The sequence below is a fragment of the Clostridium sp. FS41 genome (assembly GCF_000954015.1).
GTDB lineage: Bacteria > Bacillota > Clostridia > Lachnospirales > Lachnospiraceae > Enterocloster > Enterocloster citroniae.
This window is the reverse complement of sequence record NZ_JYHN01000067.1, coordinates 392439-414520: the sequence shown is the minus strand read 5'-3', so window position 1 is coordinate 414520 and position 22082 is coordinate 392439. Positions and strand designations below refer to the sequence as shown.

The following is a 22082-nucleotide window of genomic DNA, read 5'->3' as shown; positions in this document are numbered from 1 at the left end:
AATTGAAGTTTGTAGAATTTTTGTAAAATAAAGGTTTGCTGAAAAATGCGGTAGATGGCTGAAATACCATCTATCGCATTTTAAATAAAATGATATCCCTGCTGCAGCAACTATCCCTGCTGCAGCTATTTTTCCGGTTGCACCCGTTATCCCAGTTCCGGGTATTAACCCTGCTGAAGTAGTGTATCGATCTGCTGCCAGATCTGATGGATCTCATTGATGGGATCCTGTCTTGATTTTTTCAGTTCCAGGAGCTGGTCCATGCTTTGGATGGCCGTATGGAAATTTTTCTCCTTAACAGCGGTTTTTATCTGCTGTCTTAAGTCTTTGCCGGTGGATTTGCCCATATCTTTGCGGATCGCCGTGATCTGACTGTGAAGTTCCTTTGCTTTTTTCCATGTTTCCTTGCTGACACTTAGAGAGCCGGTTTCCTTTTTAGAAAGGCGTACCGATTTATAACGGGCAGCAGAAGCCTTGTTTTCTTCGCGTATAGGTTTCATTTCTGATTCCAGGGCTTTTAACTCCGCCCGGACCGGGGCAATCTCTTCCTTGTATTCGGCTTTTGTCTCTGCAGCCCATGAGGGAAAGGCCGTGAGACAGCCCATGACAGCTGCGGTACATAAAATTTTAATATTTTTTTTCATAATAAATACTTCCTTTCTGGTTTGTTTTAGTCGTGTGAATGCTGATCACGAGGTTATTATACCTGTTTCAGTTTGGTGGTTAACAGTGCATGTTTGTGGCAAATATGTGGCAGCCGTTTACGATTTTCTGATAAAATGTTATGATGATAGACATATATTTCGATTTGGAAAAAAACAACAGAGGAGGGCAGGATGCAGAAACTGATTTATATAGCGGATGATGAACAGAACATACGAATGATGATGAAAACATTTCTTGAGAATGAGGGATATGCAGTGGAGGTCTTTGGGGATGGCTATAGTATACGTAAGGCGGTCCGTGAAAAGATGCCGGACATGATCATTCTGGATGTGATGATGCCCGGAGAGGACGGCCTCAGTTTATGTACTTCATTCCGCAAAGAAAGCAGGGTGCCGATCATGATCGTATCGGCAAAGGACAGCCCCATGGACCGGGTTACAGGGATTACCATGGGAAGTGATGATTATATTTCCAAACCATTTCTGCCCCTGGAATTGATTGCCCGTGTAAAGGCATTGTTTCGCAGGTCAGAACTGTCCGGGGAACAGTCCGGGAGCGACAGACCGGTCCAGGATGAGTATGAGTGCGGTAACCTAAGGATATACAGAAAGGAACGAAAAGTGTATGCGGGCGATGAGGCGTTTACGGTTACGCCTACGGAGTTTGAGTTTCTTTTGTATCTGATCGAGAGAAAGGAAGCGGCTGTTTCTAAAAAGGAATTGCTGGAGCAGATTTGGGGATGCAAGGGAATCCAGGATGAAATGCGGATGCCGGACGACCTGGTAAAACGTCTCCGAAAGAAGCTTAAACAGAAGCATGTATCTGCAATGGTGGAGACGGTCTGGGGATATGGATACCGCCTTACACAACAGCCGGTTTGGGAAAGGCAGCAATCTTAATGGGAAACAGAATACATACGCGTATATTTTATCTGGTTCTGCTGGTGATCCTTCTGCTGACCGGCTCAGCCTGGTTTATCTTTTCTTCCACATCCCAATGGTATGTAAATGTCACGGCAGAACGGGATGCGGAACAGGTCATAAAGATCGTGGAGGGACTGGCCGGGGAAATTTACCGGGATGCACCTGCACCGGAGGACAGAACGCCTGAGGAAGACAGAGCATATTCCAAAGAACTATTAAAGCAGGTTAAGCAGAGTGTAAAATCAGGTGAGACAGGCGGCAGGCTTTTGGTCTTTAATTCAAAATTAAAGAAGATTTACCCGGATGATCAGGATGAAACGGCTGGCTTTGACCGATTTACTTCAGCTTGTGTTGAACTGATCGAAAGCGGACAGCTGGATCGGACGGCTGGAACGAATATAGAAGCGGGCGGTGAAAATTGGAGCATCCGTCTTTTTCAGGCAGAGGCAGAGAATAATGTCAGGGCAAAATATTTTATTGCAGCAGCGAGGATACCGGATGTGGCGCTGTTATGGAACTATACGGGAAAGCTTTTGGCATTTATAGCAATTGCGGCTGTCTTTGTTGCTGCCGGTATGATATGGATGGTGGCAGGCAGTATTGCACGGCCCTTGGAACAGTTATGCGGACAGGCTAAGGCAATCGGAGACGGGAAGTCTGCGCAGATCGAAGATGTTTATTCGGTTCGGGAACTGGAGACGCTGAAACAGGCATGCAACCGGATGGAATTAAAGATCAGGGAAAGTGAAAAACAAAAAGAGCGTTTTTTTCAAAATGTATCCCATGATCTCAGAACGCCGCTGTCGTCCATAATCGGATATGCCCAGGGCATCCAGTGTGATGTGATGAAGGACCACAAAAAAGCCGCCGGAGTCATCTTATCAGAGAGCATGCGCATGATGAATCTGGTGGAGAGTATCCTCACACTTACGAAGATGGATAACAATGAACTAAAGATGCATATGACAGAGATAGATCTGGAAGAATTTTTGGAAGAACGAATGGACGCCCTTCTAGGGATCGCGGGAGGGAGTAAGCTGCGGATGGAACCGGGAGAGCGGGATGTTTATGTGTGGGCGGATCCTGAACTTTTAGGGCGGATCGTACAAAACGTCCTTTCCAACTGCATCCGCTATGGGAAAAGTGAAGTTTTGGTCCGCTGTGAAACGGATGGGGAGCAGGCGGTCATACTGGTTGAGGATGATGGAATGGGATTTAGTATGGAGGATATTCCCCATGTGTTTGAGCGGTTCTACCAGGGCAAGGGAGGAGAATTTGGAATAGGGCTCTCTGTGGTGCGCACCGGAATGGAGTATCTGGGGGGGCGAGTGGAAATCGGCAACCGTAAACCGCCGGAGAACGGGGCTTATTACAGATTGGTTCTGCCCGCCGGCACTCCCGATCCTGTCCATTGTATAGGGAAATAAACCGGTGGGTGAGCCGGTGGAGGGATAGGTGTTAAAATGGCATCTATCCCTTTTTACATATCAATGATATAATTCTAGCATCAGGTTTTATATAACGAAAAGCATTGCAGCCAATGGTGCAGTGAAGGTACGATGGAGAAAGGAAAAAAGATGAAGGCATATCAGTTGAAAATTGTGATCAATGGCTCCAAACCGCCGATCTGGAGACGGTGTATTGTCCCCTCAGGTATTACATTTTCCCAATTGGGGGTGATCTTAAATAAGGTAATGGGATGGACCGGGTATCATTTGTCCCAGTTTGAGTTTTATCATCTGGAATTATGCATTATGGAGAATGTGGAAGATTTTGAGTATTTCAAGGGCGGAAGATATAATTACGGGGAAGCCAATACCACTTATATCCGCAAGTATATGGAGGAAAATGACTGGTTTACCTATATATATGACCTGGGAGATTACTGGAGACACCGGGTGACGATTGAGAAGATCATTGCGGATTATCCCTTTAACTATCCACAGGTGATCAAATATAAAGGGGCGTGTCCCATGGAAGACTGTGGGGGGATCGAGGGATATTACCAGTGCCTTGAAATTATGGCTGATAAAGGCCATCCCGAGCATGACGAGAGATGCGAATGGGCAGAGTGTCAGGGATATCAGGAAGCGTATGATATGCTTGGGGTGAATGAGATTCTTGAAAGTGATTGTTTCCTTATCTGGGGAAAAGGGGACAGGCGCACGGGCAGAGAGATTTACGAGGATTTTTTGAATGGGGAATTTGGACTGAAAGCAACAAAATCAGACCGGAATAAGAACATTCCTCTCCGTTCGGACCGTCACAGGATGGAGGATTCCATACAAATGATGGCAGAGCTTATAAGAAAAAATATCAACAGGTATGACATTAGTTTAGAGAATGACAGGGAGGCATTTCAACAGTATTTGAAAGATGAGATCTCACAGGCTGTCTACTTAAAAGATATATTTGCTGATTTCACCAGAAAGGATCTGGTGGAGATTGCAGAGCTCAAAGGCATGGATCAGTTTTCAAAGTATGGGAAGGAACGGCTGATCACCGCATTGTCAGCGGAGATGCTGAAAGCTGAGGAGGCCATACGGTATTTTGTCTGCATTGGAACGGATGAGCTGAATCGCTTTGAGCAGATTATTAAAAATGGCGGGATCGGTGATGAGGATGAGGCAGAATTGCTGGAGAGACTTTATGAGTCTTGTTATATAGGTGTCAGGGAAGATGACCGGATCGTGATTCCTGAAGATGTGAAGAATATTTACCAATCCATAAAGTCAGAAGAATTTGAGCAAAAAAGAAGACGATTCAGTGCCCTGGTGGACTGCTTTGATGCGGCAGCCGGTCTTTGCGGGATCCTGCCGGCAAAGATCATGACCCGGTATTTTGCCGCTGCCAGCGGGGATTCTGTCAGCTGCGAGGAATTGGTCCGGATGGCGGAACAGGTACCGGATTGCTTTATGGAGTTTGTGTATAAGAAGGATATGTTTTATAACAAGCTCCTTTATCCCAATGACAGAGGACTTCTTATGGCACAGGGAGATAAGGAGTTTTATATACCCACAGGAGATGAGATCCGTGACCTGGCCCGGACCGGGTATCTGCCCAATGACCGGTTCCTGAAGAATTTTATTGCATTTCTGGTAAAGAAAATGAAACTGGATCAGGAGACCGCGGAGTATGCAGGGATGATGGTTCAGCATGAGATCACAGACGGCTGCCAGATGCGGGAGATTTTAAATATCCTGGTGGAAAATGATATTATATGTAACGGTCAGGCGCAGATGGAGCAGCTGGTCCAGGCCATCGGCGAACTGTGGAACAATACCCGCATGCTGATGAACCGGGGATATACGCCCCTGGAGCTGGTTGATAAGGGAGCATTAGGATCCGGGATAAAAAAGGACAATATCATCCGCCTTTCACAGCGACAGGGGGAGAAGGCAAAGAAGGTATATCCAAACGATCCCTGTCCCTGTGGAAGCGGTAAGAAATATAAGAACTGCTGCGGAAAAAACCGTTGATATTACCATAAAGGCATAGAGAGATTTCTCTGTGTCTTTTTGTATTTTTATCTCATTTCATCCCATTGTTAAAAAAGAGTTTGTTGTGACAAACTCTTCTTATTGACAATTTTTCTTATTAAGCATACAATGAATATGGTTTGAAGGATTTTACAGGAGGATACAAGTCGGAATGCAAAAGAGATTAAATGAGTGTGAGGTTGGCGGCCGGTATGTGGTGGCCGGTGTTCAGGTGGATGAAAGCATTACCAGGAGGCTGGAGGCCCTGGGGGTCAATGAAGGCACGCCTGTGAATATATTGAATAAAAAGGGAAGCGGAAGCGTTATCATCAAAGTTAGAGGGACCAGGCTGGCATTGGGCCGCCGCCTGTCGGAAGGGATAACTGTCAGGGAGGAGCATGCGTCATGAACGGTCAGGGCAGAGCATCGGGAAGCGATTCGTATGGAAGTGTGATCCTTGGAAAGGAACCTGACGGGAGAAAGCCGGGGGCTAAAAAGCATGAGAGGAGCAAGCGTCCCATTACAGTGGGATTTGTGGGGAATCCCAACTGTGGGAAGACCACCTTATTTAATGCATTTACAGGAGCCAAGCTCAAAGTGGCCAATTGGCCCGGCGTTACCGTGGAGCGTGTGGAAGGGGAGACTAGTTACAAGGGACGCCCCATCAAAGTGATCGACCTTCCAGGTATTTACAGCCTTACCTCCTACACCATAGAGGAAAAGGTGACCAGAAAATGTATCGAGGACGGGGAAGTGGATGTTATCATTAATGTGGTGGACGCCTCCTCCCTGGAACGCAACCTGTACCTTACCATGCAGCTTATCGAACTTAAGAAGCCGGTCATCCTGGCTCTCAACATGATGGATATCGTGGAGGAGAGGGGCATGGAGATTGACATGCACCGCCTTCCGGAAATGCTTGGCGGAATTCCGGTGGTCCCGGTTTCTGCAAGGAAGCGCACAGGATTGGATGTCCTGATGCATGCAGTGGTCCATCATTATGAGGAAGGACCTCAGGGAGTGGTTATCCGCTACAGCCCCGAGGTGGAGGAGAAGATTGCCCGGATCGAGGAAGCGCTGTATGAAACATACGGTGAAATGGACAATATGCGCTGGCATGCTATTAAGTTCCTGGAGTTTGATGAGGTGGTCATAAGCGACCATCCTCTGGAAAAGATGGAGCAGATCCTTACAAAGAACTATGAAAAGCAGATCATCAATGAAAAGTACGATTACATAGAAGAAGTGATCCAGGAATGCCTTTTTAATAAGGATGTAAAGGCAGCCACCACGGACAAGGCAGACCGTATCATGACCCACCCGGTGTGGGGGATCCCGGTGTTCCTGGGGATTATGGCGCTGGTATTTTTCCTGACTTTTACGGTGGGAGATTTCCTCAAAGGATACTTTGAGACCGGGCTGGACGTGTTATCCCGGGCGTCCCTTGCATTTCTCACCAATATCCATGCGGCCCAGTGGATCACTTCCCTGATCGTGGATGGGATCATTGCAGGCGTGGGAGGAATCCTCACCTTTCTGCCCAATATTTTCATCCTTTTCCTGGCATTGGCCTTTTTGGAGGACAGCGGATATATGGCCAGGGTTGCTTATGTGATGAATGAGACAATGGGCATGGTGGGACTTTCAGGCAAGGCATTCCTGCCCATGCTGCTGGGGTTCGGGTGTACGGTGCCGGCTGTAATGGCTACAAGGGCTCTGGAAAGTGTGAAGGACAGGCGCAGGACGATTTTGGTCACACCCTTTATGTCCTGTTCCGCACGCCTCCCCATCTATGTGCTGTTTGCTGATATGTTTTTCCCGGATAAGGCCCTGTTTGTGGCATATTCTCTGTATATCATAGGCCTGTGCATGGCGATTTTCGTGGCATTTGTGGCCCATATGCATGAGAAGCACGACAGCTCGCAGAATGCCCTGCTGATCGAGCTGCCTGAGTACAAGACCCCCAACAGCAGAACCGTGGCCATCTATGTATGGGACAAGGTAAAGGACTACTTAAGTAAGGCCGGAACCACTATATTTATTGCTTCCATTGTACTCTGGTTTGTTCTCAACCTGGGACCGGCAGGCTTTGTATCCGATGTATCAGACAGCTTTGCTGCCATTATCGGCCATGTTTTGGTCCCGGTGCTGCGCCCGGCAGGATTGGGGATGTGGCAGGTGGCGGTTGCCCTTATTTCGGGTATTTCAGCCAAAGAGGTGGTGGTATCCAGTTTCAGTGTCCTTTTTGGCATTAACAATATTAACTCTGCGGCAGGTATGTCCCAGCTGTCCTCCAGCCTGTCTGTGGCCGGTTTCGGCGGGGTAAATGCCTATGCATTGATGATATTCTGCCTGCTGTATTCTCCTTGTATCGCTGCAGTGGCAACGATCAAAAAGGAGACCGGTTCCTGGAAATGGACCATTGGCATGGTTTTCTTTCAGCTGGCGGTCGCATGGGCCGGAGCCGTACTGGTATTCCAGGTGGGAAGCCTGCTGTTTGGATAGGCAGGGAGCGCATGTAAGATGGGATCAGCAGATCGGTATCATACAGCCGGACGCCAGGGTAAGGGTCTGATGGATACGTGAATAGAGATATACCTGATTGGAGAGACGGTCCTCTTTGGGAACCTCGGTTTGATTGATGTGGGTCACAAGCCTGCTCATCTCATCGCAGGAAATGTCTCCCTCATCAGGGAGCAGAAGAACTTCGTGGATGCTGGATGGAAGGATGATAATATCTTTTTCCATTATTTCTGCGAAGTTTTTTATTACATCCGGGTACAGGATACATGCGGCGCCATTGATTCCGGATGTATTGCTCAATACAAAGAATGGCGCGGATTGGTCAGAGGAGGGAAGACATGCGGATTCCTCCTCTGCCACGGCCCGGCTCAAGTCTTCGATCATCTGTGACATGCTGGTTATCACAGGGGGAAACAGGGATGGGGTGTTGGCAAGTGCCGTCTCCTTTAATTCCTCCAGGGAAATATCCCATACATCCAGGTGATTGTTATGGATCACGGCGGTCATCAGGCCGCTGTCATCCTCATGGATACACAGGTAAAAGATAATGGCCAGATCCAGCCACAAGATATGAGGGATCTCCTCTAAAAGGGATTGGTTGGAAGCGGCATGGATCAGTTTACAGGCAATATGGGGTTTCATATCCCTGTAGCGTGCCAGCCTGGCGTAGTCCAGGTCGGGCGGCGTGTGGTTCTTCTGATACAATGTAATGAGCTCTGCCACAATATCCTCCATGGGCCGTCCTGCCAGATACTGATCATAGCAGGGATTCAGATACATGGCCGGAGCCACATGGTCATCCCCATGGGTGATGCACAGTCCGTCCAGGATCTGTCCGTTGTTCTTGGGGACCTTGCGCAGTGTCAGGCCATAGCCCTCCCCCAGTTCCTGTGTCATCTGCTTGGTTACTTTGTTGAGAAATGCTTCGTATATCACGAAACTACCCCCTTTTTTATAATATTTATGATAACTGTGATACAGTTACATATCATGGAGAATGCGGACCATGAAGAATGCGGACCATGAAGAATGCGGACCATAAGGGTGGCCTGGGATCAATGCTGAGAAATATGCAGCCTTAGAATCTACAGGATGAAAAAGATGGATCATGGATAGAATAATTAAGAATTGAACCTAGCTTAATCCATGTTTCCCATTTTGTCAATGGCAAGGAGGGGGATTTTATGAATTCTTTACATTCTCAGGGAGGCGGTGAATCCGTTTCTGATTGTTGACGAAAACCGGCATGGCTGTTATACTCAAAATTGGCGAAATATGTGAGTATAAGTAAGATTAAAATACACAGGTGAAAACATGGGAAATGAAGACCATCTCCTGGCAAGGACTGCGGTGCTGGCCGGGGAAATCATGCTTGTAAGCGGGGCTGAGATAGCCAGAATCGAGGGTACGATCCAATATATCCTAAGCAGCTGTCCCGGCAGGAAAGCGCAGTCTATGGTATTTAGCACAGGTATTTTCGTAAGCCTGGACAGCGGGGACGGGGAACCGATCACCCTGGTGCGCAGGGTGGAGGACCGTTCCACCAATCTGGGCAGGATCTATCTGGTCAACCAGGTGTCCAGGAAGCTGTGTGGAGGGGAAATGGCGCCCGCCGAGGCATATGAAGAACTGGAACGGATACAGGCCGGCTCCCAGTATAAGAAGTGGCTGAAAGCCCTGAACTATATGTTCATTGCCTTTTTCTTCGGTATTGTGCTGGGGGGAAGCCCTGTGGACTGCGGAGCTGCCGCTGTTACTGGAGGCGTACTGGGTCTGGTGGTATATGTGGCATCCCGTATCATGCTTAATGACTTTTGTACCAATGTGCTGGGAGCATTTTCATTGGGCCTCAGTGCCCTGGTGATGAACCGGTGGCTTTTTCCCGGGAGTAATACGGATATTGTTATTATCAGCGCCATCATGCCGCTGCTGCCCGGGGTTATTTTTACCACGGCGGTGAGGGACACCCTGAACGGGGATTATTCTTCCGGGGCAGCCAGGATGCTGGAGGCCATTGTGACAGCACTTGCAGTGGCAGCCGGAGTGGGTGCCAGTATGGCATTATTCCATCAGCTGGCAGGAGGTGGAGGCATATGGTAGGAAGTCATGTAGCCGAAGCTGTGCAGGTGGCCGGATCGTTTATGGCAGTGCTCAGTTTCGGGATCGTATTAGACCTGCCAAAGAAATATCTGGGCTGGTCCGGTGTGACAGGGGGGGTCTGCTGGCTGGTGTATCTTTTGATCAGAGAGGAAACGGGATCCCTGATCTTTGCCGCATTTTTGTCCGGCCTGTCTGTTGCATTGCTGGGGCATATCCTGGCCAGGATACTCAGAGCGCCTGTGTCTGTTTTCCTGATCCCGGGAATCCTGCCCCTGGTTCCGGGAACCTCTATTTATAACTGTGTATATAATATCATCCGCAGCAGCCGGGAACAGTCCACCTATTACCTGATCGAAACCATGCAGATCGCAGGCGCCATTGCAATGGCTGTGTTCCTTATGGACTCCATGTTTAAGATGATAAAGAACAAAGATAAAAATAGGGCTTGAAGTTTTTGGGAAAATATAGTATTATTATGGGGATGCGTCTGTAGCTCAGTGGATAGAGCAGTGGCCTCCGGAGCCGCGTGCGGAGGTTCGATTCCTCTCAGACGCATTTTTGATTGCATTTTTTGATACCGCAGAGTGTAGGGGAGACCTTGCCTTTGCGGTGTTTTAATTAATTCTTAAAGGATGGTAACATTGCATTTTGCCGTGGTTTTTGTTAGAATAAAACGAAGTAGTTGAATGAATCAAATTCCATGGAAGTGGTATTAGAGCGGAGGACTTATAATATGGGACAGAACAGAAGACGGACCAGCAGGAGATCTGCTGATGACAAGATAAAATACATTCGTATGGCGGCAATCCCTCTTTTGATCGTGATCGTGCTGGTCATCATTATTGTGGTGATGGACAAAAAGCCATCGGACAAGCAGACTGCTGCCCCGGGAACCGAGACTTCAGCGGATGCCGGCCACAGCTCCCAGGACAGCCAGGGGCAGAAAGACCAGGGGCAGGAAGAACAGAGCCAGGATGCGGTTGCACCGGACAACAGTCAGTATACAACGGATTTTTCGGATTATGAGCTTCAGAAGGACGAGATTCCACAGGTGAACCTGATCATCAGCGAGTATTTCCAGGCAAAGGTGGACCAGGACGCTGAAAAGCTGTTCCAGCTATTTGGAAAGGCAACGGATGAGAGCTTAAATGCGCGCAAGGATGAGTTGAAGAATGAAGCCGTGTACATTGAAGATTATCAGGATATCGTGTGCTATACAAAGCCAGGTCTGACAGAGGAATCCTATGTGGTCTATGTGACCTACGAGGTGAAGTTCAGAAGAGTGGATACCCTGGCACCCGGCCTGATGTGGTGTTATGTGCTGAAGGATGACAGCGGTAATTATATCATCCGTGAAAATGTGGTAGGTGACGAGGCCGATTATGTGGCAAAGCAGAACCAGTCCGAGGACGTGAGACTGTTATCCAACCAGGTTAATGAGCGCCTGAGGCAGGCTATTGAGTCCGATACCCTGCTGGCGGGAATTTATAAGGATCTGAGAAACGGTGCGGTTGTTTCAAACGCCGAGGAGGATGGACAGGACAGTTTTGTATCCCTGGAGGATGGCGGAAGTGATGAATCCGGCAATGATGGCACCCAGGCCGATGACAGCCGGAATGAGGGAAGCCAGGATGATTCGGCCGTCTCGCCTGAGAGCGGTTCCCCAGCAGGGGAAAACGGATCCCAGGGACAAGGCTTAGAGGGACAAAGCTCGGAGGGACAAGGCTTAGAGGGACAGACTGCTTCCAGCGGACAGGAACCGGCCGAAGGGACCACTGGCGGTTCCAATGTGAAGATAGAGTGATGCTGGAGGAAGAAAGACATGGATGTTAGGGATTTTTATTTTGATTTACCGGAAGAACTGATCGCCCAGGATCCTCTGGAGGACAGGTCATCCTCCAGGCTTCTGGTGCTTGACAAGGATACAGGAGAGATCCGGCACAGGGTATTCAGGGATATTGTTGAGTATTTAAGACCGGGGGATTGTCTGGTGATTAATGATACCAAGGTGATACCGGCCAGATTATTCGGAACAAAGAAGGACACCGGTGCAAAGATTGAGATACTGCTGTTAAAGCGCAGGGAGAATGATATATGGGAAACCCTGGTCAGGCCCGGAAAAAAGGCCAAGCCAGGTACTGTGATTGATTTTGGAGAGGGGCTTCTGACCGGCACTGTCATCGATACCGTGGATGACGGAAACCGGCTGATCCGGTTCAGCTACAAGGGGATCTTTGAGGAGATCCTGGATCAACTGGGTCAGATGCCGCTTCCTCCTTATATCACCCATCAGCTTCAGGACAAGAACCGGTATCAGACCGTGTATGCAAAGCACGAGGGATCGGCAGCAGCACCTACGGCAGGGCTCCATTTTACAAAGGAGCTTTTAAAACAGATAGAAGACATGGGAGTGAAGATCGCCCATGTGACGCTTCATGTGGGTCTTGGTACTTTCCGCCCGGTAAAGGTGGAGAATGTGCTGGACCACCATATGCATTCGGAATTTTATGTGGTGGAGGAATCTGAGGCCAGGAAGGTCAATGACACTAAGGCAGCCGGCGGCCGGGTCATCTGTGTGGGAACCACAAGCTGCAGGACAGTGGAATCAGCTTCCACCCAGGAGGGGATTCTGGAGACAAAGACAGGATGGACGGAGATCTTCATCTATCCGGGATACCGGTTTAAGGTGTTGGATGCGCTGATCACTAATTTCCACCTGCCCGAGTCCACCCTGGTCATGCTGGTGAGTGCACTGGCGGGGAGGGAGCACATCCTCAATGCCTACCAGGAGGCTGTGAAGGAACGCTACCGGTTTTTCTCATTTGGGGATGCTATGTTCATTGCATCTGATCCAAAAACGGGGAACCAGTAGCTGCAGAGGATATGAGAGAGATCGTTATGAGAGAAGCGGTTAAGAAAGAATCAGTGAAAGACGAATCGGTTAAGGACGAGCGTCTGAATAAATGGCTCAGTCAGATGGGGGTATGCTCCCGGCGGGAAGCGGACCGTCTGATTCAGGAAGGCAGGGTGCTGGTGGACGGCTGTCCGGCAGTTATGGGGCAGAAGGTGTCACCGGGGCAGACGGTGGTCTGTAATGGAATCCCTGTGTCTTGGGAGACATCGGGAAGGCCGGAGCCTATTTTGCTGGCAGTAAACAAGCCGCGGGGGATCGTGTGCACTACCTCATCCAAGGACAGGGCTGAAAATATAGTGGAATACCTGAAGTATCCGGAACGGATCTATCCGGTGGGAAGGCTGGATAAGGAGTCGGAGGGTCTGCTTCTTATGACAAATCAGGGGGATCTGGTGAATAAAATCATGCGCAGCGGCAATGCTCATGAAAAGGAGTATATTGTCACCGTGGATCATGCAGTGACAGCGGAGTTCATGGATCAGATGGCAAAGGGCGTGTATCTGAAGGAACTGGATGTGGGGACCCGGCCCTGCAGGCTTCACAAAGTGGGGGAAAAGACATTTTCCATTGTACTGACCCAGGGACTTAACAGGCAGATCCGCCGCATGTGCGAAGCCTGCGGATATCATGTAAAACAGCTGGTCCGGGTGCGGATCATGAACCTTTGTCTGGGGAACCTTAAAACAGGGGAAAGCAGGAAGGTGACACCGGAGGAATACCGGGAACTGACCCGTCTTTTAAAGGATTCCACCAGTTTGCCGGTCAGACATGGCGGACAGTAATCTAAATCAGGAGAACAGAATGGAAGACAGAATTCAGAGAATGAAAGAATTGGTTTCCATCCTGAGGCAGGCGGGAAAAGCCTACTATCAGGAGAGCAGGGAGATCATGAGCAATTTTGAGTATGACAAGCTTTATGATGAGCTGAGTTCTCTGGAACAGGAGACAGGAATCATCATGTCAGGAAGCCCTACCCAGAAGGTAGGGTATGAGGTGTTAAGTGAGCTTCCCAAGGAAACTCATGATTCTCCCATGCTTTCGCTGGATAAGACAAAGAGCGTGGAGGATCTGCAGGCATGGCTGGGAACCCAGAAGGGCCTGCTGTCCTGGAAGATGGATGGTCTGACCATTGTGCTGACCTATGAAGGGGGAAGCCTTCAGAAGGCGGTTACAAGGGGAAATGGAGAGATTGGGGAAGTGATCACTGCCAATGCAAAGGTATTCTCCAATATTCCGTTGAGTATTTCCTATGAGGGACAGCTGGTACTACGGGGAGAGGCTGTGATCACTTATTCGGATTTTCGCAGGATCAATGAGGAAATCGAGGACGTGGATGCAAAATACAAGAATCCCAGGAATCTGTGCAGCGGCTCCGTGCGCCAGCTCAACAGCCAGATCACGGCTGAGCGGAACGTGCATTTCGAGGCATTTGCCCTTGTGAGGGCGGATGGGGTGGATTTTGACAACTCCAGGAGGAGACAGTTTGAATGGCTGAGGGAACAGGGATTTGAGGTTGTGGCATTTACGGAAGTAACCGCAGAGAGCCTGCCTGAGGCGGTGAAGGAATTTGCGGACGCGGTGGAGGGCAATGACATTCCTTCCGATGGTCTGGTGCTTACCTATGATGATATTGCTTACGGGGAATCCCTGGGAAGGACTGCGAAGTTTCCGCGCAATTCCATTGCGTTTAAGTGGCAGGACGAGATCCGGGAGACACGGCTGGACTACATTGAGTGGAGCGCTTCCAGGACAGGGCTGATCAATCCGGTGGCAGTGTTTGATCCGGTGGAGTTGGAGGGAACCACGGTGAGCAGGGCCAGTGTCCATAATCTGAGCATTATGGAGGGGCTGGAACTGGGAGTGGGCGATACCATAACTGTTTATAAGGCGAATATGATCATTCCCCAGATCGCAGACAATCTGACCCGCAGCGGGGTAAAAGATATACCTGGGGAATGTCCCGTATGCGGCGGAGAAACCCAGATCAAACAGATCAATGACGTGAAAAGCCTGTACTGTATCAATCCTGACTGCCAGGCTAAGAAGATAAAGAGTTTTACATTATTTGTAAGCCGCGATGCCCTTAATATTGACGGACTTTCAGAGGCGACCCTGGAGAAATTTATCGGGGCAGGTTTTATCCATGAGTATGCCGACATTTTCCATCTGGACCAGTACAGGGACACGATCGTGGAGATGGACGGTTTTGGGCAGAAATCATATGACAATCTGATGGCATCCATACAGACTGCGTCCAATACTACCCTGCCAAGGCTGGTTTATGGTCTGGGAATTGCCGGGATCGGGCTTGCCAATGCCAAGATGCTTTGCAGGGAGTTTAAGTTTGATTTTGAGAAAATGCGCCATGCCCAGGCTGAGGAGCTGGTGGCTGTGGACGGGATCGGAGGCGTGCTGGCCCAGGCATGGATGGATTACTTTTCATCGGAGAAAAATAACCAGTCGGTGGATCACCTGCTAAAAGAACTTACCATTGAGTTGGAGCAGGCGGAGACAGGCGAGGCTGTTTTTGAGGGAATGACCTTTGTGATCACCGGATCGGTGGAACATTTTGCAAACCGCAAGGAGCTGCAGGAAGTGATCGAGAGCAAGGGCGGCAAAGCCACAGGCTCTGTCACTGCCAAGACCACGTATCTGATCAATAATGATGCGGCCTCCAATTCATCAAAGAATAAAAAGGCAAAGGAACTTGGGGTTCCCATCATATCCGAGGAGGAGTTCCTGCGAATGTTGTAGCACAGTTTCGGCCGGCATACGGATGGCGGAAATGATTATTCAAACACGCTCGTGGATGGTTCAGACAAAAACCTGTATGCAGCGGCTGTGGGATTGCCGGCGAATCTGTGCTGTTTGTGAATGGATCACACAACATTTGAAGGGAGAGAACAAGTATGCCAATAAAAGTACAAAAGGAACTTCCGGCCAGAGCCATTCTGGAATCAGAGAATATATTTATCATGGATGAGGACCGTGCCATGAGGCAGGACATCAGACCTTTGGAGATTTTAATCCTGAACCTGATGCCTATCAAGGAGGATACCGAGACACAGCTTCTGCGGGCATTATCCAATACGCCCCTGCAGGTGGACTGCACCTTTCTCATGCTGTCCACCCACGTGTCCAAGAATACCTCGGCCAGCCATCTGAATAAATTTTACGTAACATTTGACGATATCAGAAAGCGAAAATACGATGGCATGATCATCACCGGGGCGCCTGTGGAAAACCTGGAATTTGAGGAGGTTAATTACTGGCCGGAACTTTCCAAAATCATGGAGTGGAGCAAGACACATGTGACATCCACCATACATATCTGCTGGGGAGCCCAGGCCGGACTGTATTATCATTATGGGATCCATAAGTATCCAATGAAGAGGAAGCTGTCCGGTATCTACAATCACAAGGTGTTAAACAGGAAGGTGCCCCTGGTGCGCAGCCTGAACGATTACTTCCTGGCGCCACACTCCAGGTATACGGAAGTGCGCAAAAGTGATATCTTAAAGCATCCTGAGCTTATGGTGCTGGCGGAATCAGAGGAGGCGGGAGTCTTTCTTGTAATGAGCTGTGACGGCAGCCAGGTCTTTGTCCAGGGCCATCCGGAGTATGACAGGATGACGCTGAACAATGAATATCACAGGGATTTAAACAAGGGGTTGGATCCGGAACTGCCCTGTAATTATTATGAACACAATGATCCCTTCTCGGTACCGGCGTTGACATGGAGAAATACCTCCAATACATTGTATACAAACTGGCTGAATTACTATGTTTATCAGACAACGCCTTATGTGTTGGATGAGGAGGAGTGAAGGCTATACCTGCCATAAGCTTTTGGGAAAGAGTTCAAGGATAACTGCCTATACTGCAACTGGGGAACCTGTTCGCGGTGTGATGGCTCGGGTCGAGTGTCTTATTAAGTCAAAATTCAGTAGGCTCTGTTTGACACAAACAAAAAAATAAAAGCAGGATGACTGAGAAAATGGTTTCAGTCATCCTGTTTTAATATTCCAGTTTGTAGTGGAGTCAGATGAAGATTATAATGATATAGATCGATTTATCAATGAAAAGCTGTTTTGCGTATCTGGTGATTTAGAAGTACTCACTGCTGAGGTTCTATTGGCTATGGACGGCGAAAGTGATATTTTAGAAATAAAAGGTAACAAAACAAACGAGAGCTTGCGGAGTAATGCATGGGATAGAAAATCTGATCTTAAAAAGAAAAATATAAGCAATAATCCTGCTAGACAAAATAATTATAAAATATGGATCATATTGAGATATTATTCCAAACATAGTATAATCATAGTCAGACATAAGCGTGAACAGAGAGGGAAAATACAGTTTTCAGGCTGGAAATGCGATACAATCATTTCATCACAAAAATTTATTGATCAACATAACCAAGGAGAAACTATGGACAACGCCAGTGATATGACACGTATTTCAAGGTGTAACAAATCAAAGATCCAGCGGTTTGATCTGTCGCCCCGGGAAGTGATCGATTTCCTGGACCATGGAGCCATTTACAGAACATTTTCTGATGTATTGACCAAGGTTTATCCCGGCAATGACCTGCAAAAGGTGCTGGTTGGCCAACTGGAGGAAATAACCGGAAAAAAGCGGGACAGCGTTACACGCAATGTAAAGAACTGGATCAAGGGATGCAATGAACCCAGCCGGGAAAGTTTATTTCAGATTTGTTTTGCACTGCGCCTTGATGAGCAGCAGGCATACCGGCTGCTGGCCAGTTCCTCGGATACGGGTATTCACTATCGAAATCCAGTGGAACTGATTTATGCATTCTGTCTGAAAACCGGAAGGACCTATAAGGAGGCACAAAGATTAAAGGAGGAGTTGATCCCCATTTATGAGGCTGAGAGGGCATTGGCAAAACAGTCTGAAGCAAGGGAGGAAGTCCGGGAACAGACAGCGGTGCATACCTTATACATGAAAGATGAGTTCAGTGAACGGGTGGAGACAGAGGAAGAACTCCGCGCCTTTTTCATTGACCACGGCAAAATGCTGGGAATCCTTCATAATACGGCATATGAGGAATTTATGAAAATGCTTGGCCGGCTGCAGGATCCGGATGAGGGGTTTGAGGATGATTCCTTTGACTTTATGAAAAAGCACAAAGATGAGTTTGACGAGACTTCTCTGAACAGATTGGCGGAGAGGGAGGAAGGCTTAAGAAAACAGTCCATCAAGGCAGTGGTTGAAGAATTTATGCAAATGCATGTTCCGGTGAGAACGGAGAGTAAACCGGAGAAAAAACAGGCGAAAAGGCAGGAGCGGGATTATGTTTATCTGCAGCAGGTGATCAAGGACAGCTGGCCCAGCGAAGATATCCTTTATAAAATGATATCCAGGGAAAATGACGTGAGCCGCAAGGTACTCCTGCTGCTGTTTTTGCTGACCGAAGAGTTTGAAGCAGAGGAAATGGAAACTTCCGATATGGGATCAGGGATGGATGATCTGTATTTTGAGAGGATTGAGAGTGAAGACGGAGGCGAGCGCATGGAAGCACGTCTTCATCTGATGAATCTGTTTCTTGACAGGTTCGGTATGAACCGGCTGGATCCGGGAAATGCCTTTGACTGTCTTGTTCTGTACGCGCTGCGGGCCAGCTACAGCGGAGGCGAAGGAGATCCCATGAGCAGCCGGCTGAAGCAGACCCTGGAACTGTTATTTCCGGGACATGGGGCGGACCGGAACATGGGTATGGACCGGAATATGAATGTGGACTGTAACATGGATGCGGACCGGAAAACGGAAGCGGATATCTGATGATCCCCTGATATACTTATAACGGAAGTCAGCAAGAGCATTGCGGGAGAAAGGCGGAACGGATGGATGGCGTACACAAGGACGTTTCGGAAAGACGGTGAGGTTCTCTATCTTGGAGAAAACGCATATCGGATTTTAGGTATTGCCGGTTATGGCGGCAGTTCTGTGGTGTACTACGCCGCATACCGGGATGGGCTGAACACGGATCAGGAACACCGTGTTCTGATCAAAGAGCTGTATCCCTATGATCCCAGAGGGCATATTTATCGGAATGAGGAGGGCGAGATCTGCTGGACGGAGGAGGCAGGGCAGAAGATCGAACACAGCAGGAAGTGCTTTCGCCTGGGTAATCAGGTCAATCTGGAACTTTTGGAAAAGCTCCCGTCCCAGATATCCGGTAATCATAACTCCTATGAGGCATACGGCACCTATTATTCCGTACTGACGGTTCACGGGGGAGTGATACTTGAGGATCTGCTAAGTGGGGAGGAACCCGCCAAAACCCTTCGGCAGGCAGCTGTCATCACCATAAAGATTCTGGATGCGCTGAGGGGATTGCATCAGAATGGACTGCTTCATCTGGACATCAGCCCTGACAATATCCTGCTCCTTCCGGAACAGGCAATGCTGATTGACTACAACAGTGTCCTTAGACGGTCGGACATAGAAGCATGTGAGTTTTTGTTTGCCGGGAAGGCGGGATATGCGGCTCCGGAGGTCCTTGAAGAAGATGTGTCATCCATCGACTATTCCTCAGACCTTTACTCTGTGTGCGCGGTGTTTTACCGGATGCTCACCAAAGATGGGATGACGGACCGGGAGATGGATCCCAGGCATATGCAGAAAAAGCTTTGTTCCGGGTTGGAGATCTTTTGTGGCGAACCTCAGTCTGCCGTTTCCAAAGCGATTCAGATCCTGCTGCGCGGGCTGCAGGTTTTATCAAGAAAACGATACGCGGATATTGATTCCTTAAAGCGGGATTTGGAGGAACTGGTTGAGCGCATTGACGGGAAAGGCATTTCCAACAGCGCCCTTTGGGAAAGCAGCAGGACCTTATACCGCCGGACAGGGGATATGGATCATGTTTACCTTCCCCAGAACATTTCCATATCGGATTTTGGGGAGGTTACTCTGCGTGAACTGTACGATTATCTGAAAGAGGGACATAATGTTCTTTTAAAGGGACCGGGTGGAATGGGAAAGACCAGTCTGCTGAAAGAACTTTGGGGAATGCATGTGGAAAGCTACCGGGCAAATGCTCCTGTGGTTTACTACATTTCGCTGAAAGACTATCAGGAGACCCAGGGTGAGTCCTGCTTTATCCGCAAATATTTTTTAAGGCAGCTGTGTTTTTCCGAAGGGCAGCCGGATACAGAGGATGCACTCCATGAACTGGAGCGGATCTTTGACCAACGGGTCGGTTTGGATGCAGGGGTGATCCTGCTGTTAGACGGCCTAAATGAAGCGGGAAGCAATCGGGAAAAACTGCTGAGGGAAATCGAGGGCCTGGGTGATAAACCGGGTGTGGGTGTATTGGTGACAGAGAGAACGGAAGAAGTTCTGGAATATGGGCTTACAATGTTCCAGTCTGCCCAACTGCTCCCCTTGCCATCACAGACAGTTAGAAATGAATTGGAAAAATATGGAATACCACTTCCGGAAAAGACAAACCTGAGAGAACTTTTGTCCAATCCCATGATGCTGGATCTTTACAAGAGCATTATTTCCATGGAAAAGGATAACCGGACCCATGTGGCATCAGACAGGAGCATCCGCAGTGCAGATGACTTGGTACGTCTGTATATGGAGAATCTTTGTACTACCCAGCTGCGGATCGATGCGGGAAATGAATCCATGCAGCTGTGCCATAAGTATATTTTGGTGCATCTTCTGCCCGCCATTGCCCTGGCCATGACGCGAAAGAAGCGCACTCTTTTGTCATTTGACCAGATGTATCAGATCCTGAGGCAGAATTACGGAAATCTGAGGAAGATTGGGTTCGGAAAGAAATTTAAGGATTACCTTGGGAAATCCCGCATGATGCTGGGCAGCTTAAGCGAGATGGAATGGTTTGATTTTGCAGTGGCGGAACAGCTTGACGGAAATCTGGGGCTTGTAACGAAAAACAGCAATGGATATTATGGATTGATCCATGATGATTTTCAGCATTATCTGGCCAAATGCGGGAGGGACAATGAAAAAAGGCTGCATAGCCTGAGATTGCCGGTGGCCATCGGCCTTACGGTTTGCCTGGCGGCCCTGGATTTTGTTGGGATCGGCCGCATCCTGCCGGGGAAAGGACATGATCCGGCAGCAGGTGCGGTAACGGAATACTACCATGATATAAAAGAAGTCTATGATGTTCCCAAGGGGATACATCCGGTAACAGAGGATGATCTGCCGCAGATGAGTTCATATTGGGCCATCCGGACCAATGAAAGTAAAACCATATTTGGAAAACGATTCACCAAGGGGCTGGGGACAGGATCCTTCCTGTGGGCCACAGATGTCGCGGACATTGAAATCTTTTATGATGATCCGCTGTATTACAATGGGGAGACCACTTACCGGTCGGCAGATATCCTTTCTTCATCCGGCTATGTTACCTATTCCTACGGAAAGGATTTCTATGAATCTGCGGAAGGGGCTTACCGGGTGATCAGCTGTACGGGAAGTGAATCCCCGGACAATCTTCCCTTTGGAAACGTGAACGCATACTATGAGGATTACGGTGAACTGGGAAAAGATATTGTACGCATCAAGGAATACTATACCCAGGAGGGATACATACATTACAATATGTTTCTCAACAGTTTTACGGATGCGGACAGCTACAGCAAGGATGAGAACGGGATTTCCGGCCTGGAGTTTGAGTACAATGAACTTGGGATCAGGACGGCCCAGTATTACCTGGACCAGGACAGAAAAAGAGTTTCCAGGCAGGGGGTATACAAGGTTGAGTATGTATATGATGAACGCGGAAACCTGGTGGAAAGCACATACAGGGATAAGGAAAATTCCCTGGTCCAGGGGCGGGAAGGATGGGCCCGGGTAAAACTTAGCTATGACCAGTGGCATAACAGGACCGGTTTGTGGTTTTATGACAGGGCCGGAAATCCGGCAAAGGGACCGGAGGGAGCGGAGCATCTGGAATTTGTGTTTGAAAAGGGCAATGTGACAAACGTGTCCTATTTTGACGGAAATGGAAATCTTCAGAAAAATACCAACGGATACGCTGTTGAGGAACGGTTTTACGACCATGGGTATTCTGTGAGACAAAGGTTTCTGGATGAAACAGGGAAGCCTTGTAAGCATGCTTTTGGCTTTGGGGAGCGCACTCTGGAATTGGGTTATGACGAGGAAACAGATACGTATAAACCGCTGACGGTCCGTTACCTGGATCTGGACGGGTCCATGTGCATGAATGCAAACGGCTTTGCAGGGATCTGCTATGAGTATACTCAGGATGGGATCCTTTGCAGGATCACCATGATAGATGTCCAGGAAAAACCATGCAGTTCATCAGATGGGTATGCCGTAATAGAAGGAAAAGACCCCATTGAGGATGGCGGATTTCGGTGGATCATCTGTTATGATGAGAATGGAAGGGAGGTTGAAAGAATGGACTCCACAACCTATGATGGGATATACCTGAAGTGGAGATAGACGAAA

At 48.6% G+C, this 22082-nt stretch carries 16 protein-coding genes and 1 tRNA gene; 15 read left to right on the top strand and 2 right to left on the bottom strand.

The genetic code is table 11. The annotated features are described in order from the left end of the window. Window positions 1-164 precede the first annotated feature (164 nt). A complete protein-coding gene (locus tag CLFS41_RS21560; protein ID WP_007863474.1) occupies window positions 165-644 on the bottom strand; it encodes a hypothetical protein in 480 nt (159 codons plus the stop codon). A gap of 192 nt (window positions 645-836) precedes the next feature. Here CLFS41_RS21560 and CLFS41_RS21555 point away from each other — a divergent pair, with 192 nt between their 5' ends. From CLFS41_RS21555 to feoB, 5 genes are all read left to right on the top strand, one after another. After that, a complete protein-coding gene (locus tag CLFS41_RS21555) occupies window positions 837-1565 on the top strand; it encodes a response regulator transcription factor (protein WP_007863475.1) in 729 nt (242 codons plus the stop codon). Next, window positions 1565-3016, top strand: coding sequence for a HAMP domain-containing sensor histidine kinase (locus CLFS41_RS21550; protein ID WP_045093428.1), 1452 nt, complete (start codon window positions 1565-1567; stop codon window positions 3014-3016). The genes CLFS41_RS21555 and CLFS41_RS21550 overlap by 1 nt, the downstream gene beginning before the upstream one ends. Window positions 3017-3166: 150 nt before the next feature. Then, the gene (locus CLFS41_RS21545) at window positions 3167-5068 is read left to right on the top strand and encodes an SEC-C metal-binding domain-containing protein (RefSeq protein ID WP_161797503.1); all 1902 of its coding nucleotides are present in this window, start codon (window positions 3167-3169) and stop codon (window positions 5066-5068) included. A 172-nt stretch (window positions 5069-5240) separates the two neighbouring features. Next, the gene (locus tag CLFS41_RS21540) at window positions 5241-5477 is read left to right on the top strand and encodes a FeoA family protein (protein WP_007863479.1); all 237 of its coding nucleotides are present in this window, start codon (window positions 5241-5243) and stop codon (window positions 5475-5477) included. Beyond that, entirely contained in the window at window positions 5474-7573 is a 2100-nt protein-coding gene (gene feoB / locus CLFS41_RS21535) for a ferrous iron transport protein B (RefSeq protein WP_045093426.1), read from the top strand. Before CLFS41_RS21540 ends, feoB begins: the two co-directional genes overlap by 4 nt. Window positions 7574-7597: 24 nt before the next feature. On the opposite strand, the gene CLFS41_RS21530 is transcribed toward feoB, so the two are convergent. Next, complete coding sequence (locus tag CLFS41_RS21530) at window positions 7598-8527, bottom strand: DUF5688 family protein (protein ID WP_045093425.1); 930 nt, start codon at window positions 8525-8527, stop codon at window positions 7598-7600. A gap of 378 nt (window positions 8528-8905) precedes the next feature. On the opposite strand from CLFS41_RS21530, the gene CLFS41_RS21525 reads away from it, so the two are divergent. The 10 genes from CLFS41_RS21525 (at window position 8906) to CLFS41_RS21480 (ending at window position 22076) form a co-directional block, all read left to right on the top strand. Further along, window positions 8906-9691 (top strand): threonine/serine exporter family protein, encoded by a 786-nt coding sequence (locus CLFS41_RS21525; protein ID WP_007863486.1) that lies wholly within the window; start codon window positions 8906-8908, stop codon window positions 9689-9691. Continuing rightward, complete coding sequence (locus CLFS41_RS21520) at window positions 9685-10140, top strand: threonine/serine exporter family protein (RefSeq protein ID WP_045093424.1); 456 nt, start codon at window positions 9685-9687, stop codon at window positions 10138-10140. Before CLFS41_RS21525 ends, CLFS41_RS21520 begins: the two co-directional genes overlap by 7 nt. Before the next feature lie 34 nt (window positions 10141-10174). Then, a tRNA-Arg gene (locus tag CLFS41_RS21515) sits at window positions 10175-10246 on the top strand. A 178-nt stretch (window positions 10247-10424) separates the two neighbouring features. After that, a complete protein-coding gene (locus tag CLFS41_RS21510) occupies window positions 10425-11495 on the top strand; it encodes a hypothetical protein (RefSeq protein WP_045093423.1) in 1071 nt (356 codons plus the stop codon). 18 nt (window positions 11496-11513) lie between these two features. Beyond that, window positions 11514-12563: a tRNA preQ1(34) S-adenosylmethionine ribosyltransferase-isomerase QueA gene (queA, locus tag CLFS41_RS21505; RefSeq protein ID WP_045093422.1), complete on the top strand. Its 1050-nt coding sequence runs from the start codon at window positions 11514-11516 to the stop codon at window positions 12561-12563. 26 nt (window positions 12564-12589) lie between these two features. Then, window positions 12590-13387, top strand: a complete 798-nt coding sequence (locus CLFS41_RS21500) for a pseudouridine synthase (protein ID WP_045093421.1) — start codon at window positions 12590-12592, stop codon at window positions 13385-13387. A 19-nt stretch (window positions 13388-13406) separates the two neighbouring features. Continuing rightward, window positions 13407-15359 carry an NAD-dependent DNA ligase LigA gene (gene ligA, locus CLFS41_RS21495; RefSeq protein ID WP_007863495.1) on the top strand — a complete coding sequence of 651 codons (1953 nt, stop codon included), beginning with the start codon at window positions 13407-13409 and terminating at the stop codon, window positions 15357-15359. Between the two features lie 155 nt (window positions 15360-15514). Beyond that, complete coding sequence (gene metA, locus CLFS41_RS21490; RefSeq protein ID WP_045093420.1) at window positions 15515-16432, top strand: homoserine O-succinyltransferase; 918 nt, start codon at window positions 15515-15517, stop codon at window positions 16430-16432. Between the two features lie 604 nt (window positions 16433-17036). Then, complete coding sequence (locus CLFS41_RS21485) at window positions 17037-18410, top strand: hypothetical protein (protein ID WP_045093419.1); 1374 nt, start codon at window positions 17037-17039, stop codon at window positions 18408-18410. A 66-nt stretch (window positions 18411-18476) separates the two neighbouring features. Continuing rightward, window positions 18477-22076 (top strand): NACHT domain-containing protein, encoded by a 3600-nt coding sequence (locus CLFS41_RS21480; protein ID WP_045093418.1) that lies wholly within the window; start codon window positions 18477-18479, stop codon window positions 22074-22076. Window positions 22077-22082: the final 6 nt, after the last annotated feature.

What these genes read in the sequence shown, in the direction of transcription:
- CLFS41_RS21485 (WP_045093419.1), top strand. Translation starts at nt 17,037, where the DNA reads ATGGACAACGCCAGTGATATGACACGTATTTCAAGGTGTAACAAATCA.
- metA (WP_045093420.1), top strand. Translation starts at nt 15,515, where the DNA reads ATGCCAATAAAAGTACAAAAGGAACTTCCGGCCAGAGCCATTCTGGAA.
- CLFS41_RS21480 (WP_045093418.1), top strand. Translation starts at nt 18,477, where the DNA reads ATGGCGTACACAAGGACGTTTCGGAAAGACGGTGAGGTTCTCTATCTT.
- CLFS41_RS21510 (WP_045093423.1), top strand. Translation starts at nt 10,425, where the DNA reads ATGGGACAGAACAGAAGACGGACCAGCAGGAGATCTGCTGATGACAAG.
- CLFS41_RS21500 (WP_045093421.1), top strand. Translation starts at nt 12,590, where the DNA reads ATGAGAGAAGCGGTTAAGAAAGAATCAGTGAAAGACGAATCGGTTAAG.
- CLFS41_RS21560 (WP_007863474.1), bottom strand. Translation starts at nt 644, where the DNA reads ATGAAAAAAAATATTAAAATTTTATGTACCGCAGCTGTCATGGGCTGT.
- queA (WP_045093422.1), top strand. Translation starts at nt 11,514, where the DNA reads ATGGATGTTAGGGATTTTTATTTTGATTTACCGGAAGAACTGATCGCC.
- ligA (WP_007863495.1), top strand. Translation starts at nt 13,407, where the DNA reads ATGGAAGACAGAATTCAGAGAATGAAAGAATTGGTTTCCATCCTGAGG.
- CLFS41_RS21545 (WP_161797503.1), top strand. Translation starts at nt 3,167, where the DNA reads ATGAAGGCATATCAGTTGAAAATTGTGATCAATGGCTCCAAACCGCCG.
- feoB (WP_045093426.1), top strand. Translation starts at nt 5,474, where the DNA reads ATGAACGGTCAGGGCAGAGCATCGGGAAGCGATTCGTATGGAAGTGTG.
- CLFS41_RS21520 (WP_045093424.1), top strand. Translation starts at nt 9,685, where the DNA reads ATGGTAGGAAGTCATGTAGCCGAAGCTGTGCAGGTGGCCGGATCGTTT.
- CLFS41_RS21555 (WP_007863475.1), top strand. Translation starts at nt 837, where the DNA reads ATGCAGAAACTGATTTATATAGCGGATGATGAACAGAACATACGAATG.
- CLFS41_RS21550 (WP_045093428.1), top strand. Translation starts at nt 1,565, where the DNA reads ATGGGAAACAGAATACATACGCGTATATTTTATCTGGTTCTGCTGGTG.
- CLFS41_RS21540 (WP_007863479.1), top strand. Translation starts at nt 5,241, where the DNA reads ATGCAAAAGAGATTAAATGAGTGTGAGGTTGGCGGCCGGTATGTGGTG.
- CLFS41_RS21525 (WP_007863486.1), top strand. Translation starts at nt 8,906, where the DNA reads ATGGGAAATGAAGACCATCTCCTGGCAAGGACTGCGGTGCTGGCCGGG.